At 44.1% G+C, this 18,867-nt stretch carries 16 protein-coding genes and 1 tRNA gene; 13 read left to right on the top strand and 4 right to left on the bottom strand.

What is annotated here, in order from left to right; translation table 11 throughout:
- Positions 1-16: 16 nt before the first annotated feature.
- From argF to ACSFXN_RS18925, 3 genes are read right to left on the bottom strand one after another with little or no spacing between them, the layout of a single operon-like run.
- On the bottom strand, positions 17-967 hold the full coding sequence (gene argF / locus ACSFXN_RS18935) for an ornithine carbamoyltransferase (RefSeq protein WP_437151780.1): 951 nt from the start codon (positions 965-967) through the stop codon (positions 17-19).
- On the bottom strand, positions 964-4,059 hold the full coding sequence (locus ACSFXN_RS18930) for a carbamoyl phosphate synthase large subunit (RefSeq protein WP_437151779.1): 3,096 nt from the start codon (positions 4,057-4,059) through the stop codon (positions 964-966). Before ACSFXN_RS18930 ends, argF begins: the two co-directional genes overlap by 4 nt.
- Entirely contained in the window at positions 4,052-5,122 is a 1,071-nt protein-coding gene (locus ACSFXN_RS18925) for a carbamoyl phosphate synthase small subunit (protein ID WP_437151778.1), read from the bottom strand. The genes ACSFXN_RS18930 and ACSFXN_RS18925 overlap by 8 nt, the downstream gene beginning before the upstream one ends.
- 299 nt (positions 5,123-5,421) lie before the next feature.
- Between ACSFXN_RS18925 and ACSFXN_RS18920 the strand changes: the two genes are divergently transcribed.
- Both ACSFXN_RS18920 and ACSFXN_RS18915 read left to right on the top strand, forming a co-directional pair.
- Positions 5,422-5,844, top strand: coding sequence for an FtsB family cell division protein (locus ACSFXN_RS18920; RefSeq protein ID WP_437151777.1), 423 nt, complete (start codon positions 5,422-5,424; stop codon positions 5,842-5,844).
- 113 nt (positions 5,845-5,957) lie between these two features.
- Positions 5,958-6,389 (top strand): S1 domain-containing RNA-binding protein, encoded by a 432-nt coding sequence (locus ACSFXN_RS18915; protein ID WP_300990908.1) that lies wholly within the window; start codon positions 5,958-5,960, stop codon positions 6,387-6,389.
- Between the two features lie 375 nt (positions 6,390-6,764).
- Here ACSFXN_RS18915 and ACSFXN_RS18910 read toward each other — a convergent pair.
- Positions 6,765-6,838 (bottom strand) — tRNA-Met (locus ACSFXN_RS18910).
- Between the two features lie 203 nt (positions 6,839-7,041).
- Between ACSFXN_RS18910 and tilS the strand changes: the two genes are divergently transcribed.
- The 11 genes from tilS to lysS all read left to right on the top strand — a co-directional run bounded on the left by tilS (position 7,042) and on the right by lysS (position 18,448).
- The gene (tilS, locus tag ACSFXN_RS18905; RefSeq protein ID WP_437151776.1) at positions 7,042-8,433 is read left to right on the top strand and encodes a tRNA lysidine(34) synthetase TilS; all 1,392 of its coding nucleotides are present in this window, start codon (positions 7,042-7,044) and stop codon (positions 8,431-8,433) included.
- 31 nt (positions 8,434-8,464) lie between these two features.
- Positions 8,465-9,016, top strand: a complete 552-nt coding sequence (gene hpt / locus ACSFXN_RS18900) for a hypoxanthine phosphoribosyltransferase (protein ID WP_300990910.1) — start codon at positions 8,465-8,467, stop codon at positions 9,014-9,016.
- 120 nt (positions 9,017-9,136) lie between these two features.
- A complete protein-coding gene (ftsH, locus tag ACSFXN_RS18895; protein ID WP_437151775.1) occupies positions 9,137-11,146 on the top strand; it encodes an ATP-dependent zinc metalloprotease FtsH in 2,010 nt (669 codons plus the stop codon).
- Positions 11,147-11,325: 179 nt separating this feature from the next.
- On the top strand, positions 11,326-12,093 hold the full coding sequence (locus tag ACSFXN_RS18890; protein ID WP_437151774.1) for a type III pantothenate kinase: 768 nt from the start codon (positions 11,326-11,328) through the stop codon (positions 12,091-12,093).
- Between the two features lie 17 nt (positions 12,094-12,110).
- Complete coding sequence (gene hslO / locus ACSFXN_RS18885; RefSeq protein WP_437151800.1) at positions 12,111-12,992, top strand: Hsp33 family molecular chaperone HslO; 882 nt, start codon at positions 12,111-12,113, stop codon at positions 12,990-12,992.
- Between the two features lie 112 nt (positions 12,993-13,104).
- Positions 13,105-13,920 carry a peptidyl-prolyl cis-trans isomerase gene (locus ACSFXN_RS18880; RefSeq protein ID WP_437151773.1) on the top strand — a complete coding sequence of 272 codons (816 nt, stop codon included), beginning with the start codon at positions 13,105-13,107 and terminating at the stop codon, positions 13,918-13,920.
- 132 nt (positions 13,921-14,052) lie between these two features.
- Positions 14,053-14,994, top strand: coding sequence for a cysteine synthase A (cysK, locus tag ACSFXN_RS18875; protein WP_437151772.1), 942 nt, complete (start codon positions 14,053-14,055; stop codon positions 14,992-14,994).
- Between the two features lie 155 nt (positions 14,995-15,149).
- Positions 15,150-15,962 (top strand): dihydropteroate synthase, encoded by an 813-nt coding sequence (gene folP / locus ACSFXN_RS18870; protein WP_437151771.1) that lies wholly within the window; start codon positions 15,150-15,152, stop codon positions 15,960-15,962.
- Complete coding sequence (gene folB, locus ACSFXN_RS18865; protein ID WP_300990916.1) at positions 15,962-16,327, top strand: dihydroneopterin aldolase; 366 nt, start codon at positions 15,962-15,964, stop codon at positions 16,325-16,327. Before folP ends, folB begins: the two co-directional genes overlap by 1 nt.
- Positions 16,324-16,812, top strand: coding sequence for a 2-amino-4-hydroxy-6-hydroxymethyldihydropteridine diphosphokinase (gene folK, locus ACSFXN_RS18860; RefSeq protein WP_437151770.1), 489 nt, complete (start codon positions 16,324-16,326; stop codon positions 16,810-16,812). Before folB ends, folK begins: the two co-directional genes overlap by 4 nt.
- Positions 16,813-16,963: 151 nt before the next feature.
- Positions 16,964-18,448: a lysine--tRNA ligase gene (lysS, locus tag ACSFXN_RS18855; RefSeq protein ID WP_437151769.1), complete on the top strand. Its 1,485-nt coding sequence runs from the start codon at positions 16,964-16,966 to the stop codon at positions 18,446-18,448.
- Positions 18,449-18,867: the final 419 nt, after the last annotated feature.

Here is an 18,867-nt window from a genome sequence, read left to right as displayed (position 1 = left end):
CTTTTTCTGTATGGAATTAATTAGCCATAAGTGCAACAAGCAAGGCTTTCTGAGCGTGCAGGCGGTTTTCAGCTTCTTGGAAGACTACAGAATGAGGGCCTTCTAATATGCTGGTTGTCACTTCTTCTTCTCGATGTGCCGGCAAGCAATGCATAAAGATGTAGTTTTCGTTCGCATGCGCTGCAAGTGCTTCGTTCACTTGGAAGCCTTTAAAATGCTCCATGCGTTCAAGCGCTTCAGCTTCCTGCCCCATGCTGGCCCAGACATCCGTATAGATGACATCACAGTCTTTCACGGCTTCAACAGGGTCTGTCGTTACGTGAATGTTGGCGCCGGTATGTTGGGCGATTTCCTTGGCCAGTGCCACCATTTTAGCTTTCGGTGCATATTTGGCCGGAGCGGCGATGGAAATGTCCATACCCACTTTAGCCGCTCCAATCATCAGCGAGTTGGCCATATTGTTGGCATCTCCAATATAAGCCATTTTTTTGCCGGCCACTGTTCCAAAATGTTCCAGTATGGTGAGTAAATCGGCAAGCACCTGGCAAGGGTGGAAATCATCGGTCAGGCCGTTAATAACCGGAATGCTGCTATTGTCTGCGAGTTCTGCAACTGTCGCTTGATGGAATGTGCGGATCATGATGCCATCCAAATAACCGGACAAAACTTTCGCTGTATCGGCGATACTTTCCCCGCGCCCCATTTGGATATCACGCGTGCTCAAATGCATCGCATGCCCGCCAAGCTGAAGCATGCCCGCTTCAAAGGAAACGCGTGTGCGAGTCGAAGATTTTTCAAAAATCATGCCAAGTACTTTGCCTTCCAATAAAGGCAGGTATTTGTTTTCCGGTTTTTTCAATTCTGCCGCCAAAGACAGCAAATCCAGGATTTCCGAGGAACTGTAATCTTTTAAAGATAAAAGATGCTTTTGAACAAGCTGCGGCGCTAATGGTAAAGCTATTGTCATTTAACAAGCACTCCTTTCGTTGGTCCATGAATGGCCTTGACATGTTCTTGAAAAGCGGCAATCGTTTCTTGACGAGTCCATACATGAAGCCGGTGGATAGCCGCTTGTGCTGCTTGGATGGAATCCGGGTCCGGTGTCAAATCAATATAAGCTTTTTTATGATCAGTTTTTAACCATTGTTCAAAAGGCAGAGAGGCTTCCGTGCAGAATGTGAAACCATGCTGTTTCCAAAATACCTGGTCAATGAGCGGCAGCGAAGGCTCTGTTATAAAGATCGTGCCTCCGCCCTGCAAAGCGGCCAGTTGTTGGGAAGCTCCATCCAAGGCTTTTTGCATGGCGATGGCGGAATCCGGGCTTTGGCCGATCACTTCTCCGGTCGACATCATTTCGGGAGACAGGATAGGTGATAAGCCAGGCAATTTGATATGGGAGAACACAGGTGCTTTGACTGTATAATCCGGCTGCCCGTTGTACTGCTCTTCAATTCCTAGCTCATTGAACGGTACGCCGAGCATCAATGCAGTAGCCAGCTGGACAAGTGGGACGTCCGTTGCTTTCGAACTGATTGGCACTGTGCGGGAAGCCCGTGGATTGATTTCCATGACAAACAATTGATCTTGCTCATAAACGAATTGGATATTAAATAACCCGGTGTAATCCATATTGCGGGCGATATGCTTGGCGGTATCAGTCAATTTCTCCAATGCCTCAGCTGTCAGGGAAACAGGAGGCGTAATGGAAATGCTGTCGCCTGAATGGACGCCCGTACCTTCGATATGCTCAAAAACAGCAGACACCCAGACATTTTCACCATCCGTTAAAATATCTGCTTCCACTTCTTTGCCGGTAACGAAATGGTCCACCAGCACCGGGAAAGCCATTTTCGTATTCTCCAGCCAGTGCTGCAAATCCTGTTCATTATGCAGCACCGTCATCCCTTTGCCGCCGATGACATAAGAAGGGCGAATGAGTATAGGGTAGCCCAGCAGCTCTGCATAATGCGGAACTTCTTCCGGTTTTGCTGCTGTATAGCTTGGAATAGTCGGAAGGCCGATCGACTCCAAAAAAGAATAAAAACGATCGCGATCTTCCATTTGATCCAGCAGTTCCACCGTTGAGCCAAGAATGGTAATGCCTGCATCTTCCAATTGAGCCGCCACGTTCAACGAAGTCTGGCCGCCAAATTGAACGATCACTTGCGTAATGCCTTCGAAATCCAGCACATTCAAAATATCTTCTGCAGTCAACGGTTCAAAATACAACGCATCGGCAATTTCATAGTCGGTACTGACAGTTTCCGGATTGTTATTAATCATCACAGCTTCGTAGCCGAATTTTTGCAATGCCAGCACACTATGGACGCAGCAATAATCAAATTCAATTCCTTGGCCGATGCGGATGGGACCGGAGCCGATCACTGCTACTTTTTTGGCATTGAGCGCACGTCCATCTGAGGACCCATTCCAAGTGGAATATAAATAATTCGTTTGTGAACGGAATTCTGCTGCACAAGTATCAATCACGCGATAAGCGGGAAGCAGCCCCCAGCTTTTCCGTTGCCCCCAGACTTCGGAAACCGGGATCGACCAGAGATCAGCCAGCTGCTGATCACTAAAGCCAAGCGTTTTGGCAATCAGCAGGCGTTCTTGAGTCATATCATTCCAAGTCAGTAAATGCAGGTTATGCCATTCATCTACAATGCGTTTCAGTACAAACAAGAAATAAGGAGCAATGGCAGTCATGCTGTGCAGTTCTTCCATGCTTTTGCCACGGATCAATAACTCGAATAACACAAACAACCGGCGGTCATCTGCTTCAATTGCCAGTTTTTCTAATTGGGCTTGCGGCATGCCGGAAAGAGCAGGCAAACGGAACCCGTCAAGCGGGATATCCAGAGAACGGATGGCTTTTTGGAAAGCCGCTTCCATGCTGCGTTCAATCGCCATCACTTCTCCAGTTGCTTTCATTTGCGTTCCGAGCTTGCGGTTCGCTTTGTGGAACTGATCAAATGGCCAGCGTGGAATTTTCACTACAACATAATCCAAAGCGGGTTCAAAACTTGCAAAAGTGGTGCCAGTCACAGGATTTTTTAACTCATCGAGCGTATAGCCAATGGCCAGCTTTGCCGCGATTTTAGCAATCGGATATCCCGTTGCTTTAGAAGCAAGTGCCGAAGAACGGCTGACCCGCGGGTTTACTTCAATCAAATAATACGTTGACGTTTCGGGATGAAGGGCAAATTGCACATTGCAGGCTCCGACAATCCCTAGCGCATTGATAATGTTAATCGAAGCGGTGCGCAACATATGGTATTCCCGGTCGTTCATTGTTTGGCTTGGCGCTACTACGATGGAGTCACCTGTATGAACGCCGACCGGATCCATGTTTTCCATATTGCACACGGTAATGCACGTGCCGTTCGCATCCCGCATCACTTCATATTCAATTTCCTTATAGCCGGCGATGCTTTTCTCGACCAGGCATTGGTTAATTGGGCTGGCACTAAGCCCTTGCATGACAAGCGACAAATACGTCGCTTCGTCTTGGGCGATGCCGCCTCCGAAGCCGCCCAATGTATAAGCGGGACGGACAATCAGCGGATATCCTGCATGTGCGGCAAATGCCAATGCACTGTCTGTTGAATAAATAATGTCGCTGTCCGGAACCGGTTCACCAAGCTCGTTCATCAATGACCGGAATTGTTCGCGGTCTTCAGCTTGTTTGATTGATTTAATGTTGGTGCCGAGGAGCGATACGTTGTATTCCGCTAAAATTCCTGAATCGGACAGAGCCATCGCCAAATTCAAACCGGTCTGGCCGCCGACTGTTGCCAGCAAACCATCTGGCCGTTCTTTTTCAATGATGGCTGCAACACTGTCTACAGTGAGTGGTTCAAAATAAACTTTGTCTGAAACGGTTTTGTCCGTCATGATCGTGGCTGGGTTGTTGTTGACCAAAACGACTTGAATTCCTTCTTCTTTTAAAGCAAGGCAAGCTTGCGTGCCGGAATAATCAAATTCAGCTGCTTGGCCGATGACGATGGCACCTGAGCCAATAACCAGCACTTTTTTAATGTCCTGCTTTTTAGGCATGGATTTTCACCTTCTTTTTCTGTTGGATTACTGTAAGAAACTGATTGAACAATTCAAGGTGCTCGGCAGGTCCTGGAGCTGCCTCTGGATGAAACTGGACCGTCGTGATAGGAAGCGACGGATGCAGGAGTCCTTCGATGCTGCCATCATTGACGTTTTGGTAAAGAATGGAGAGCGGAGTTTTTTCGATACTCCCACCTTCCACTACATAGCTGTGGTTTTGGGAACTCATGGTGACTTTTTTCGTTTTCAAATTGATGACTGGATGATTGGCTCCCCTGTGTCCGTATGCAAGTTTTGTCGTCTTCGCTCCAAATGCGGAAGCCAATACTTGATGACCAAGGCAAATGCCGAATGTCGGGTACCGTTCTGCCCAATCGCGGTATGTAGGAAACAGAGGTGCAAAAGCAGCAGGATCACCAGGCCCGTTTGAGAACAATAAGCCGTCTAATTGGAGAGCATCCAAATTTTCTGTTGATGCCGTATGTGGAATAATGCTTACTTTGCAATTCCGTTTCAGCAGCTCGTCCAAAATAGAAGATTTATATTGAAAATCAACCAAGCCAATATGAATGTCACCTTCGCCTATTGCCGTTATTGCTTTTTCCGTTGCTTCAGTGGAAAAGAAATTGGTTTTCATCGGCTTCCAGAAAGCGGGGGAAGAATGGCCGGGACCGATAAACGACTGCATTGTCCCGAATTCCCGGACTGTTTGGATGACGGACCGTGTATCGATTCCGCTTAAAATAGGGATTTCGTTATCTTCCGCAAATTCCGCCAAGGTCATTGCCCCTTTTTCGACAGGGCCGTCGTATAATTCTGCCACCACAATGCCGGCCGCCTGAATTTTGTCTGATTGGACATGAGCTGCTTGAATGCCATATTGGCCAATCAAAGGATACGAAAATACAATAATTTGCCCTTTGTAAGAAGGGTCTGTTAGCACTTCTTCATAGCCGGTCATCCCGGTGAAAAATACAATCTCTCCTTGAACGCCGCTCATGCCGCCGTGCCATTCCCCTTTAAATGATTCTCCGCTCGAAAGCGATAACAATCCCGCCATAACTTCACACTCCATTCATTTATGCGTTCAAAATGTATATTTATTAATGATTTGAAAAGAAAACATTGAATTTATCTACTGAAAGATAGATTTTTAAGATAGTAACTCATATTATAAACTGCATAAAAATTAAGTCAATAGTATTTTTATTAATTTCGGCGAATAAAATCACTACGATTCTAAATGAAAGAGAGCGAAAGAATGCAAATTGCAGCAAGCCTTATTGGATTTAGGGTTTTCCCCTCAGCATGTTTTCATGTATAATGACAACAAAGTAAGCCGAAGGGGGGAAACAGGTCTTGAATTCGAAGAGAGAAAAACAGGTGGACAATAGTGAAGTCACTTCAATTCGCAATGACTATGTCCGCTCGGTGGAACAGCAGGAAAAACGCCACCAGGCACATAAGGTCCGTTTGTTCAGGAGATTAGCAGTCTTTGGAGTTCTTGTGGCCATGGTGAGCATCTGGGTCGGCACTACTATTTATGCCCAATCACAAACCATTTCAGAAAAAGAACAGCTGCGTGAAGAAGCGCTGGCGGAACTTCAGATAGTCGAAAAAGAGCAAGCGAAGCTGCAAGAACAAATTCTTTTGCTGAATGACGATGAGTATGTCGGAAAACTGGCACGCAAAGATTATTTCTTGTCTGAGGAAGGCGAGATCATTTTCACGGTTCCAGAAGACAAAGAAAAAAGCAAAGAAAACGATGAAGAAAAAGAGTAGTCAGTTGACACTCTTTTTTTGATGGTTATAATAAAAGTGGGAAGAGTCCCGCTATTACAAGCAAATGGCCCAAATTGGAGTCATCTTAATTTTTAAGGAGGAGCATTTTTTTTATGTCGATTGAAGTAGGCAGCAAGTTAGAAGGTAAAGTTACAGGTATTACAAATTTTGGAGCGTTCGTTCAGCTTCCAACTGGTGCAACTGGCCTTGTGCATATTAGTGAAGTCGCCGACAATTATGTCAAAGATATCAACGATCATCTAAAAGTAGGCGAAATGGTTGAAGTGAAAGTGATGAATGTAGAAGCTGATGGCAAAATCGGCCTTTCCATCCGTAAAGCGAAACCTCAGCCGGAAGGCGCACCCCAGCGTCCAGATCGCCCGCAGCGTCCTCGCCCAAGCAGTAACCGTTCATTCGAGCGTGCGCCTAAAGAGAACTTTGAGACAAAAATGGCGAAGTTCCTGAAGGAAAGTGAAGAAAACATGACTTCATTGAAACGTGCAACAGAATCGAAGCGCGGTGGCCGCGGCGCAAGAAGAGGATAACTTGCTAGCTGTTTCAATAGCATAGGAAAATGCTTCAGCACAGCTTAACAATTTAAATTTAGAACGCTTCTCACCTGGGAAGCGTTTTTTTTATAAAATGTTAAGAAAGTGATGATCTTTGAAAAGGAGCAAGTTCTAAACGTGTATTGAGAAGTATGCAAGTTATTCAGCCTCTTTGAACCCACCGATAAAGTCGATTGCAAAAGATCTTAAGACTGAAGTTTTTTATGCAGGCATATTCAACATAGCAGCTTCTGATTTTGAAGGAGTGTTGCCTAATGCTTATCACTACAGCCAACTCAATGGATTTTTGCATAAAAAAAAGCAGCATCCTTAAAAAGGATGCTGCTTTTAATACCTATTCATATTCATAAATGGCGGCAGAGGGGATCGAACCCCCGACCTTACGGGTATGAACCGTACGCTCTAGCCAGCTGAGCTACGCCGCCCTTGTTCAAACGAACATTTTAAATCATACTATTGAACTGATAAAGTGTCAATTACAATTTGAAAATAATTTTTAAGAAAGCATATAATTAAAAAGAAATTTTGATCAGCAGAAATTTAATCCGCAAGTTTTTACTTGGAAAATGGGAGCCCAGTTTTCTCTTAAAGCGTGATAACTGCAAGAAAAGCTAAACGAGGTGTGCAAATGAAGACGTTTCACAAGAAAATGATGGAGTATATCAAAAAGCATCGTTTGCTTGTACCGGGTGATCGGGTGCTTGCCGGATGTTCTGGGGGAATCGATTCGCTGGTTCTATTGCATTTCCTCAAAACAAATGAAGACTATCTCGGCGTTTCGGTACACGGGGTCCACGTTAACCACATGCTGCGCGGGGAAGAATCGCGGCAGGACCGCTTATTTACAGAGGAAATTTGCCGGCAATGGAAAATCCCGTGTCATAGCCAGGATATACCCATCCCTGAAATTCTAGTAGCAAAGGGCGGCAATAAACAGCAAGTTTGCAGGGAACAGCGCTATGCTTATTTCGAGGAAGTGATGTGGCAGACTGAAGCTGGAAAATTTGTTACAGCTCATCATGCAGATGACCAGCTGGAAACTATTTTAATGTCAGGAATAAGAGGAACCCTGCAGTCTGGTAGCTTTGGTATTCCGGTGCGCCGGCCATTTGGAAAGGGTGAATTGATTCGCCCTTTGCTGGCTGTGACACGGGAAGAAATTGAACAATATGCTAAGGAAAACGGCCTTGTGCATAGAGAAGACTCCAGTAATGCAGAAAAAGTTTATACGAGAAATCGTGTCCGTCAAACAATTGTTCCTTTATTAAAAATGGAAAACAATACGGTGTCGGAGCAGTTTGCCGAATTAGCTGAAACAATGCAGCAAGACCAGCAATTTTTAATGGATTTGGCAGGAGAAAAAGTCAAGCAGATAATCCGATTTGAGGAAACCGGCATCAGCTTGTCAGCTAAAAGTTTCAGCCGAGAAGCACTTGCTTTACAAAAAAGAATGGTTCTAATACTATTAAACTATCTATATAATGAACGGCAAGTGGAAATCACAAAACAGTTGGTCGAGCAAGTGCAGGAAATGATGCAAAGTTCAGCCGGCACCGTTTTTTTACATTTGCCGCAAAATTGTATGATAGTTCGCCAATACGACGCTGTTCTATTAAGCATGAAACCGATTGGTGAAGCCGCTGTAAAAAATGTTTCAATCGTTTCAAATGAATGGTCAAAGGAAATGAACGGTTTTCGATACAAAGCAGTCCCTTTATCCCAAGCTAACCTTGAAGAAAGCAGTACGTTTTGGTATTTTTCTGCATCTGAAAAGATGAAGTTGCTGGTAAGAAACCGCAAGCCGGGAGATCGCATCCAGCTGGCGGGTATGGAACGTTCAAAAAAAGTGGCGCGTTTGATGATTGATGAAAAAGTACCTGTCCCTTTAAGAAAGGATTGGCCGGTCATTGCAGCAGAGAATGATGAAGTTTTGTTTCTGCCAGGTTTGCGGCCGTCAAATTTCTTTAGTCGTATAAAACGCGATGAAGATAATTGGGTATTGATAGAACAGAAAGTTTAGATCGCAAAAAGAGGATTATAGGAGGTCCACCATGCTACAGAAAGACATTGAAGAAATATTAATCTCAGAAGAACGCCTGCAAGAGAAAGCACGGGAACTAGGAGCCATATTAACCCGTGATTACCAGGACAAATACCCGTTGGCAATTGGGGTATTGAAAGGCGCTATGCCATTTATGGGAGATTTGATGAAGCGCATGGATAGCTATGTTGAAATGGACTTTATGGATGTTTCAAGCTATGGCAATGCGACAGTTTCTTCAGGAGAAGTAAAAATTATTAAAGATTTAAATGCCAGCGTGGAAGGCCGCGATCTTCTCATTATCGAAGATATCATTGATAGTGGATTGACACTTAGTTATTTAGTGGACCTGTTTAAATACCGTAAAGCGAATTCGATCAAAATCGTTACACTTCTAGACAAGCCTTCTGGCCGAAAAGTAGATTTGAAAGCGGATTATATCGGATTTGAAGTCCCGGATGCATTTGTTGTCGGATATGGCTTGGATTATGCAGAAAAATACCGTAACTTGCCTTATATTGGAATTTTGAAACCGTCGGTGTATAGCGAAGATCAAGAATAGTCAACAGAAGTTCACAAACCGTTAATTCAGCAGGGAAGCTGAGAGCTTTTCGTTGTATGCTGAAATGTTCCTATGTTAGTATTTAGTATAGTTTTGGGAAACTTTGTGAGGAGGCTTGGAATGAATCGAATATTTCGATACACCATATTTTATTTACTGATTTTCCTAGTGATTATCGGGATTTTGGGAACGTTCAATAACAGCGCCCAACCGACTGAAAATATAGGATATGACGAGTTTTTGGGGGCATTGGAAGATGGGTCCGTTACTGATGTGACCATCCAGCCAGATGCCAATGTTTATGAAGTAACAGGTAAGCTTACCGGCTATGAAGAAGGCGAGTCATTTGTTACAAATATTCCAATGGAAAATGAAGCGTTGATCACACGGATTGATGAAATTGCGACAGATCAAAATGTCAACGTGGATTATTTGAAAGCTCCGCAGACAAGCGGCTGGGTTTCTTTCTTCACGGGGATCATTCCATTCATCATTATCTTCATCCTCTTCTTCTTCTTACTTAACCAATCACAAGGCGGCGGTGGCGGCCGAGTGATGAACTTCGGGAAAAGTAAAGCGAAGCTGTATGACGATCAAAAACATAAAGTCCGCTTCAACGATGTTGCTGGAGCAGACGAAGAGAAACAAGAACTTGTGGAAGTTGTTGATTTCTTAAAAGACCCGCGCAGATTTGCCGACATCGGCGCTCGCATTCCAAAAGGGATTTTGCTTGTTGGACCGCCGGGTACTGGTAAAACTTTGCTGGCGCGTGCAGTCGCAGGCGAAGCAGGTGTTCCATTCTTCTCTATCAGTGGTTCGGACTTTGTTGAAATGTTCGTTGGAGTCGGGGCTTCCCGAGTTCGTGATCTTTTCGAAAATGCTAAGAAAAATTCCCCTTGTATTATTTTCATCGATGAAATTGATGCGGTTGGACGTCAGCGTGGAGCTGGCCTTGGCGGAGGACATGATGAACGTGAACAGACATTGAACCAATTGCTTGTTGAAATGGATGGTTTCGGAGCTAACGAAGGCGTCATTATCATTGCAGCAACAAACCGTCCAGATATCTTGGATCCTGCCCTTCTGCGCCCTGGCCGTTTCGACCGTCAGATTACAGTTGGCCGTCCAGATGTTAAAGGTCGCGAAGAAGTATTGAAAGTGCATGCGCGCAATAAGCCGCTTGATCCGACAGTGGACATGAAAGCAATTGCCCAGCGCACACCTGGATTCTCGGGTGCAGATTTGGAAAACTTATTAAACGAAGCGGCCCTTGTGGCAGCTCGACGCAGCAAACTCAAAATCGACATGTCAGATATCGATGAAGCCACAGACCGCGTTATTGCAGGTCCTGCTAAAAAGAATCGTGTCATCTCGAAAAAAGAACGCAATATCGTGGCATTCCACGAAGCGGGTCATACCGTTATAGGCTTAGTGCTGGATGATGCAGAAACTGTGCATAAAGTAACGATTGTTCCACGCGGACAAGCTGGTGGTTATGCAGTGATGCTGCCGAAAGAAGACCGTTACTTTATGACAAAACCTGAATTGCTGGATAAAATCTCTGGCTTGCTTGGCGGACGCGTATCGGAAGACATCATTTTCGGCGAAGTATCAACTGGCGCCCACAATGACTTTCAACGTGCAACAGCAATTGCTCGTAGCATGGTTACCGAATACGGTATGAGTGACAAGATTGGGCCGATTCAGTTTGGTCAGGCACAAGGCGGAAATGTCTTCTTGGGCCGCGACTTTAACTCGGAACAAAACTATTCAGATGCTATTGCGTTCGAAATCGACCAAGAAATCCAACGCATTATCAAAGAACAGTACATCCGTACAAAAGAGATTCTCACTAAAAACAAAGATCTTCTTAACTTAATCGCAACGACATTGCTTGAAGTTGAAACATTGGATGCTGGCCAAATTCTTCACTTGAAAGAGCATGGCACACTTCCTGAACGTTCATACGAAGCGTTGAATGGCGATTTTGAAAAAGAAAGCGTTGATTTGAAGAAGGATGTAACGCCTGATGTAACAGGTGCACCGAACGATCCTTCAGCAGGTGACTTGCCGAAAGAAGGCACCGTTTCTGGACGTAGTTCTGGTCCGATTCAAGAAGAACACAAATAAGTAGTCTTAAAAAGTTGGTTGCCTGTTTCCTTTAGGAAATGGGCAGCTTTTTTTATTGTTCAACTTATTTTTTCTGCTTTTCGAAGTGCCTAAGCCGGAAATGGTCATTACGTTTTTCTTATTTCTTTGGATATATGGTATGATATTTTGGAAAAACCTGAATAAGTGAGGGGCCAATCATGATTTTAGTAATGGATGTCGGAAACACCAATATTATTTTGGGGATTTATGGCCAAGATCGACTTTTGTATCACTGGCGGCTGGAAACGGATCGCCATAAAACTGAAGATGAATTTGGTATGCAGGTTAAGGCGCTGTTAAACGATGCCGATTTAAGCTTTGCCTCGATAAATGGCATTATCATGTCATCTGTTGTTCCGCCTATAATGTATGCATTGGAACAGATGTGCCAAAAATACTTTCATGTAAAACCGTTGATTGTAGGACCGGGAGTTAAAACGGGGCTGAATATCAAATATGAAAATCCCCGCGAAGTGGGGGCAGACCGCATTGTCAATGCAGTCGCTGCAATCCATGAATACGGAGCACCATTGATTATTGTGGATTTCGGCACAGCGACTACATATTGTTACATCGATGAGCATCGGCAATACATGGGTGGTGCCATTGCTCCTGGAATAAATATTTCGACGGAAGCTTTGTACACCCGGGCCTCAAAGCTGCCGCGAATTGAGATTGCACGGCCTTCTAGTGTTGTGGGGAAAAATACTATATCCGCTATGCAGTCCGGCATTATCTATGGTTATGTAGGGCAGGCTGAAGGCATCGTGTCACGTATGAAGGCCCAGAGCAGGCAAAAACCGACAGTCATTGCAACGGGTGGAATGGCTGCATTAATCGCCAATGAATCATCAATGATTGATAAAGTAGACCCGTTTCTAACTTTAAAGGGGCTTTATTTAATTTATAAACGCAATCAAGCGTAAAGAGAGGAACGATGGACGTGGGAGATTATTTAGTGCGAGGACTCGGCTTTAATGGCAGTGTCCGCGCTTTTGCAGTAGATACAACACAAACTGTAGCCGAAGCGCAAACCCGCCATATGACATGGCCGACTGCTTCTGCAGCATTAGGAAGAGCCATGACTGGCGGCGTTATGATGGGCGCAATGTTAAAAGGGGACAACAAAGTGACTATTAAGGTGGACGGTGGCGGTCCTGTTGGCACCATATTGGTGGACAGCAATGCCAGAGGCGGAGTGCGGGGATACGTTACGAATCCGCATGTTCATTTTGATTTAAATGAAAAAGGCAAGCTGGATGTGCGTCGCGCTGTAGGAACTGAAGGAATGTTTTCGGTTGTTAAAGATTTAGGGCTCCGCGATAACTTCACTGGTCAAACGCCTATCGTCTCAGGGGAAATTGCTGAAGATTTTACGTATTACCTGGCAATCTCTGAACAAGTGCCTTCTTCGGTAGGACTCGGTGTATTAGTAGACACAGATAATTCCATTCTGGCCGCTGGTGGTTTTATTGTTCAATTAATGCCCGACACGGATGACGAAACCATTTCGAAAATTGAAGAACGCCTTTCCCATATAGAGCCGGTTTCAAAAATGATTCAACGCGGCTTGTCGCCTGAAGAAATCCTGGAAGAAGTGCTTGGAAAAGGAAATGTGAAGATTTTAGATACAATGCCGGTGAAATTTGAATGCAATTGCTCGAAAGAACGGTTTGCCAATGGGATTCTTGGGTTAGGGCAACAGGAAATTCAGGAAATGATTAAAGAGGATGGGATGGCGGAAGCGCAATGCCATTTCTGTTTGGAAACCTACCGCTATTCTAAAGAGGAGTTAAAATCGTTCATCGATGAACTCCAACAATAATCGCAAACGTCCCACTCCAGCACCGGCAAATGTGGGACGCCCTAAAAGAAAACTTAAGTCAGGTCCGCTGCTGTTTCTAATCTTTCTATTGCTAATTGGAAACCTTCTGTGGTTGATAGCATGGCTGATTCCAAATAGTCCAGAAAGCAGCGAAGAAGTAGCTTCGGTCAGCGGCAAAGCCATCACACGAGGAGAGTGGATGGCTGCTATGGAAGAACAGCATGGCCGCGATATGCTACTTGAACTGGTCAATCAAGAAGTAATGGAAACTGCGGCGAAAGAATACGATATTAAAGTAAGTGAAAAAGAAATAGAGTTGGAGCTGGCTATGCTTCGCTCGGTGCAGGATGATACAGAAACAACTTTGTATGCGGCCGATCCTAAGCGGTTGAAAGATAAAGTAAAAGCACAATTGATTTTGGAAAAAGTTCTTACTAAAGATATTGTCATTGAAGAAAGCAAGATCGAAGAGTTTTATAAACAAAACCAGGCGCTTTATGACATCAAAGATGCTTACCGGACACGCATGATTATAGTGGGCTCGGACAAAGAAGCGAAAGATGCGATTGCAGAGCTGGAAAATGGTTCTTCATTTGAAGCGCTGGCACGTGAACGTTCCCTTGATACAACCACCGGAAGTTTAGGCGGCGACATCGGTTATGTTTCTGCTGATCAATCTTCTATAGATCCAGCTATTGCGAAAGCAGCAGCTTCTCTTGACATAAATGATTGGTCTGCTCCTCTGACACTGAAGGATGGGCGGAAGGCGATCATTTCGGTTACAGAAAAAGCGGGTGGGCAAAAATTTTCATTTGAAGAAGTGAAAGGCCATATTAGCCGGGAGCTTGCACTTGAGCAGTTGCCGCAGTCGGTAACCCCGGAAGCTTTTTGGAAAGAATTCGATGCCGAATGGTTTTATAGTGAATAAAAGCAAAAGACATTTCCTTTGGAAATGTCTTTTTTTAAACAATTCATACAATTTGACAAGCTTTAAAGAACACTGATACCATGAAGAGAGCATAATACAGATAAAATTACTAGGGATTAGGAGTGTTGAAGAATGGCGCGTATTGGAAATTCCGTAATTGATTTGATAGGGCAAACACCTATTGTAAAGTTGAACCGTATGACCGGTGCTGAAGATGCTGAAGTTTATTTGAAATTGGAATACTTTAACCCTGGTAGCAGTGTAAAGGACCGTATTGCTTTAGCGATGGTCGAAGCTGCGGAAAAAGCGGGGGATTTAAAGGAAGGCGACACCATTATCGAACCGACTAGCGGAAATACTGGAATCGGGCTCGCTATGATTGCAGCTGCAAAAGGCTATAAATCAGTCCTTGTTATGCCGGAAACAATGAGTACAGAACGCCGCAATTTGCTGCGTGCATACGGGGCAGAACTTGTATTGACTCCGGGGCCCGACGGAATGAACGGACCGAACGGCGCCATCAAAACCGCTGAGAAATTAGCTTCTGAAAACGGCTGGTTCATGCCGCAGCAGTTTAAAAATGAAGCGAATCCAGAAGTGCACCGTTTAACTACAGGACCTGAAATCGTAGAAGCAATGGGAGATCAACTGGATGCTTTTATTTCTGGGATTGGTACGGGAGGCACAATTACAGGAGCCGGACAAGTGCTGAAAGAAAAATATCCGGATATCCATATTGTCGCTGTGGAACCGACCGACTCCCCAGTGCTTTCTGGAGGAAAGCCAGGGCCTCATAAAATTCAAGGAATTGGCGCTGGATTTGTTCCGGAAATCTTAAATACGGAAATTTACAATGAAATTATTCAAGTGACCAATGATCAATCTTTCGAAACAGCCCGCAAAGCGGCGCGAGAAGAAGGGGTTTTAGGCGGCATTTCATCAGGAGCGGCTATTTATGCTGCATTACAAGTAGCGAAACGCCTTGGAAAAGGCAAAAAAGTATTAGCGATTATCCCTTCAAACGGAGAGCGCTACCTCAGCACACCACTTTATCAGTTTGAAGAAAACAACTAAATGGAATTTTAAAGAGTATGCCTTGTGCATACTCTTTTATTGTGGCAAGAAACCAGTAATACGCGTTAAGATAAAGGCAGTCTAATTATGAAGCTGCACTATTTCCCGGGAAATAGTTTGTTAGCATCCAGAACAAAGAACGGAGAGTGTACTTGATGAAAATCAACTTTAATGAAAAAACATGGATAATGGGTATCTTGAATGTCACGCCGGATTCTTTCTCGGATGGAGGGAGCTATACAACTATCAAGCAGGCAGTGGCTCATGCCAAGAAAATGGTTGCAGATGGAGCAAATATCATCGATGTAGGCGGTGAATCAACTCGTCCAGGCTATACGTTAATTTCCGATCAAGAAGAAATCGCGCGGATTGTTCCTGTGATAAAGGCGCTAGTGGAAGAAGTGGATGCCTTGATTTCAATTGATACATATAAAGCAGCTGTTGCTGAAGCAGCGGTTGAAGCGGGTGCGCATATTATTAATGATATTTGGGGAGCGAAGTACGAGCCTGAGATTGCTAAAGTAGCAGCTAAATGGAATGTTCCCATTATCTTGATGCACAACCGTAACGATACGTCATACACTGATTTCTGGGAAGATGTTAAGCGGGATATGAATGACAGTATTCAAATCGCATTAAATGCAGGCGTTAGCCGTGAACAAATCTGGTTAGATCCGGGTATTGGCTTTGGGAAAACAACTTCTCATAATATCGAGATGATGCAGCACTTAGATCAATTTGTGGCGCTCGGTTATCCGGTCCTCCTTGGCACTTCGAGAAAGTCGTTAATCGGCAAAGTCCTTGATGTCCCGGTCAACGAACGATTGGAAGGGTCTCTTGCGACTGTGTGTTACGGAGTGGAAAAAGGCTGCCATCTTGTCCGTGTTCACGATGTGAAAGAAACAAGCCGCGCTGTCCGTATGATGGACATCTTAACTGGCAAGCAAATTTATAAAGGGGTGGAGTAATGGATTTTATTCATGTAAATGATATGGAGTTCTACGGTTACCACGGGGTATTTCCGGAAGAAACAAAATTAGGCCAGCGCTTCCGTATGACTGTTTCACTCGCGGTCGATTTGAAGATTGCTGGAGAAACGGATGACTTGAAGCACACTGTCCATTATGGAGAAGTCTATGAAGCGTGTAAGGCAATCGTGGAAGGAGAACCGAAAAAACTAGTGGAAGCAGTCGCTGAAGAAGTAACTGCGCGCCTCTTAACTCAATTTCCGCTTGTGAAAGGTGTCCGGGTGCAATTAATCAAACCGGATCCGCCAATCCCTGGCCATTACAAGTCGGTTGCCATCGAACTGACGCGAGGAGAATTTGCATGAACGAAAGTTATTTGTCGCTGGGATCCAATATGGGAAATCGTTTGGAAATGCTGAAGCAAGCTGTCCGGATACTGGCAGAACACCCGTCGATAGAAGTAGCAACAATTTCTTCCTTATACGAAACGGAACCTGTGGGATTTACCGAGCAGGATCCATTCCTCAATATGGTTGTCCATGTCCGTACTCCATTCTCTGCACTTGAATTATTGGATGTATGCCAGGAGATAGAACAGCAACTGCATCGCGAACGACTGATAAGATGGGGTCCCCGGACAATAGATCTTGACATTTTGTTGTATAATCAAGACAATATGGAAACCGAGAGACTAATTGTTCCGCATCCACGGATGCATGAGCGTGCTTTTGTTCTCATTCCGTTATTGGAAGTGAATCCGTCACTAAAAGGTTTTAATCTTCCGGATCCACAAGGTGTCCAGCTTTGGAAAACCTACGACGGAGTCGACACATTTTTGCGACAGAATTGATTTAACGGGAAGCTGTGAGCAGTGCAGTTTAATTAGATAGACAAGCTGTCACAAATTTGTGGCAGCTTTTTTATGTAGAGCCAACAGAAATTGTGTACAATAGAGAAATACATGAACGAGAATGGTTTTTATAGATAAAGGAGTGTAGGACATGTCAGAAGAGTTAAATGATCAAATATTGGTGAGACGTCAAAAGATGCAAGCTTTCCGTGATCAAGGAATAGATCCATTTGGCGCTCGTTTCGAACGAACTCATTCTTCAGAAGAAATTATCAACCAATATGGAGACTTATCAAAAGAAGAGCTTGAAGAAAATCCTCATGAAGTTGTAATTGCTGGCCGTATTATGACGAAACGAGGAAAAGGGAAAGCTGGATTTGCGCACGTACAAGATTTAAAAGGGCAAATTCAAATTTACGTTCGTAAAGATGCAATTGGTGACGAAGCTTATGAGTTTTACAACACCGTGGATTTAGGAGATATTCTTGGAGTAAGAGGGACTGTCTTCAAAACCAATGTAGGCGAATTGTCGGTTAAAGCGAAAGAAGTAGCATTTTTAACTAAAGCTCTTCGGCCGTTGCCTGAAAAATTCCATGGCTTAAAAGATATTGAACAGCGCTACCGTCAGCGTTATTTGGATTTGATTACGAGCGAGTCTAGCAAAGAAACGTTCATTCTTCGTAGCCGTATCATTCAATCAATGCGCCGCTACTTGGATAACCAGGGATTCTTAGAAGTTGAAACGCCAATGTTGCATTCAATTGCAGGGGGAGCGGCAGCGCGTCCTTTCGTTACTCATCATAATGCTCTTGATATGGAGTTATATATCCGTATTGCAATTGAACTCCATCTGAAGAGATTAATTGTCGGCGGCTTAGAGAAAGTATATGAAATTGGGCGCGTGTTCCGCAACGAAGGAATTTCAACTCGGCATAATCCCGAATTCACCATGCTTGAACTGTATGAAGCTTATGCAGACTATAACGACATTATGGCTTTAACAGAAAATTTGATTGCACATGTTGCCCAGGAAGTCTTTGGTACAACTACTGTTCAATATGGAGAAGATGAAATCAATTTAGCCCCAGGCTGGAGACGTCTTCATATGGCAGATGCAGTAAAAGAGTACACAGGTGTAGATTTCTGGCAGCAGCTTACAAAAGAACAAGCACAAGCGTTAGCCAAAGAACATAACGTTGAAATTAAACCTACTATGGAAACAGGACATATTTTAAATGAATTTTTCGAGCAAAAAGTAGAAGAGGAATTAGTGCAGCCTACCTTTGTTTACGGACACCCTGTAGAAATTTCTCCTTTGGCAAAGAAAAATCCAGAGGATGAACGTTTTACTGATCGCTTTGAGTTGTTTATTGTACGCCGGGAACATGCGAATGCTTTCACAGAGTTAAATGATCCGATTGATCAGCGACAGCGCTTTGAAGCACAACTTGTCGAGAAAGCTGAAGGTAATGATGAAGCTCATGAAATGGATGATGACTTTATTGAAGCATTAGAATATGGAATGCCTCCTACGGGTGGTCTTGGAATCGGCATTGACCGCTTGATAATGCTATTAACTAATTCTGCTTCCATCAGAGACGTTCTTTTATTCCCTCAAATGCGTCCGCGTGATTAATTACATGTTAGTGGTGTAGAAGGATCTTTCGGCTCAAAACTAATCCAGTTTTGAGCCGATTAAATTTTTATTAATAAACTGTTGCACATCTTACGAAGTGATGATATAGTAGTTGATGTCGTGTTTTTCGAAAGTAAAACGGACGAAAGAAAAATAAAATTTGTTATTGACTTCCGAATGGAAAGTTGGTAATATTGAAAAGTCGCCAATGAGCGCGGCGTTAACAAAATGAAAACCTGAACCTTGAAAACTGAATGCAAAACGTCAACAAATCGCAACGGCCGCGCAAAACGGCCCGCGCAACAACTTACTGATCAAGCGTGCTAGATCAAGCGACTCGCGCATCCTTCGGGATGGCGAGACGCCAGCAGAACATTGAGCAATCAATTTCTTCTATAATGGAGAGTTTGATCCTGGCT

The sequence above is a fragment of the Planococcus sp. 1R117A genome, assembly GCF_051417975.1.
GTDB lineage: Bacteria > Bacillota > Bacilli > Bacillales_A > Planococcaceae > Planococcus > Planococcus shenhongbingii.
This window is presented reverse-complemented; position numbering and strand designations above follow the sequence as displayed.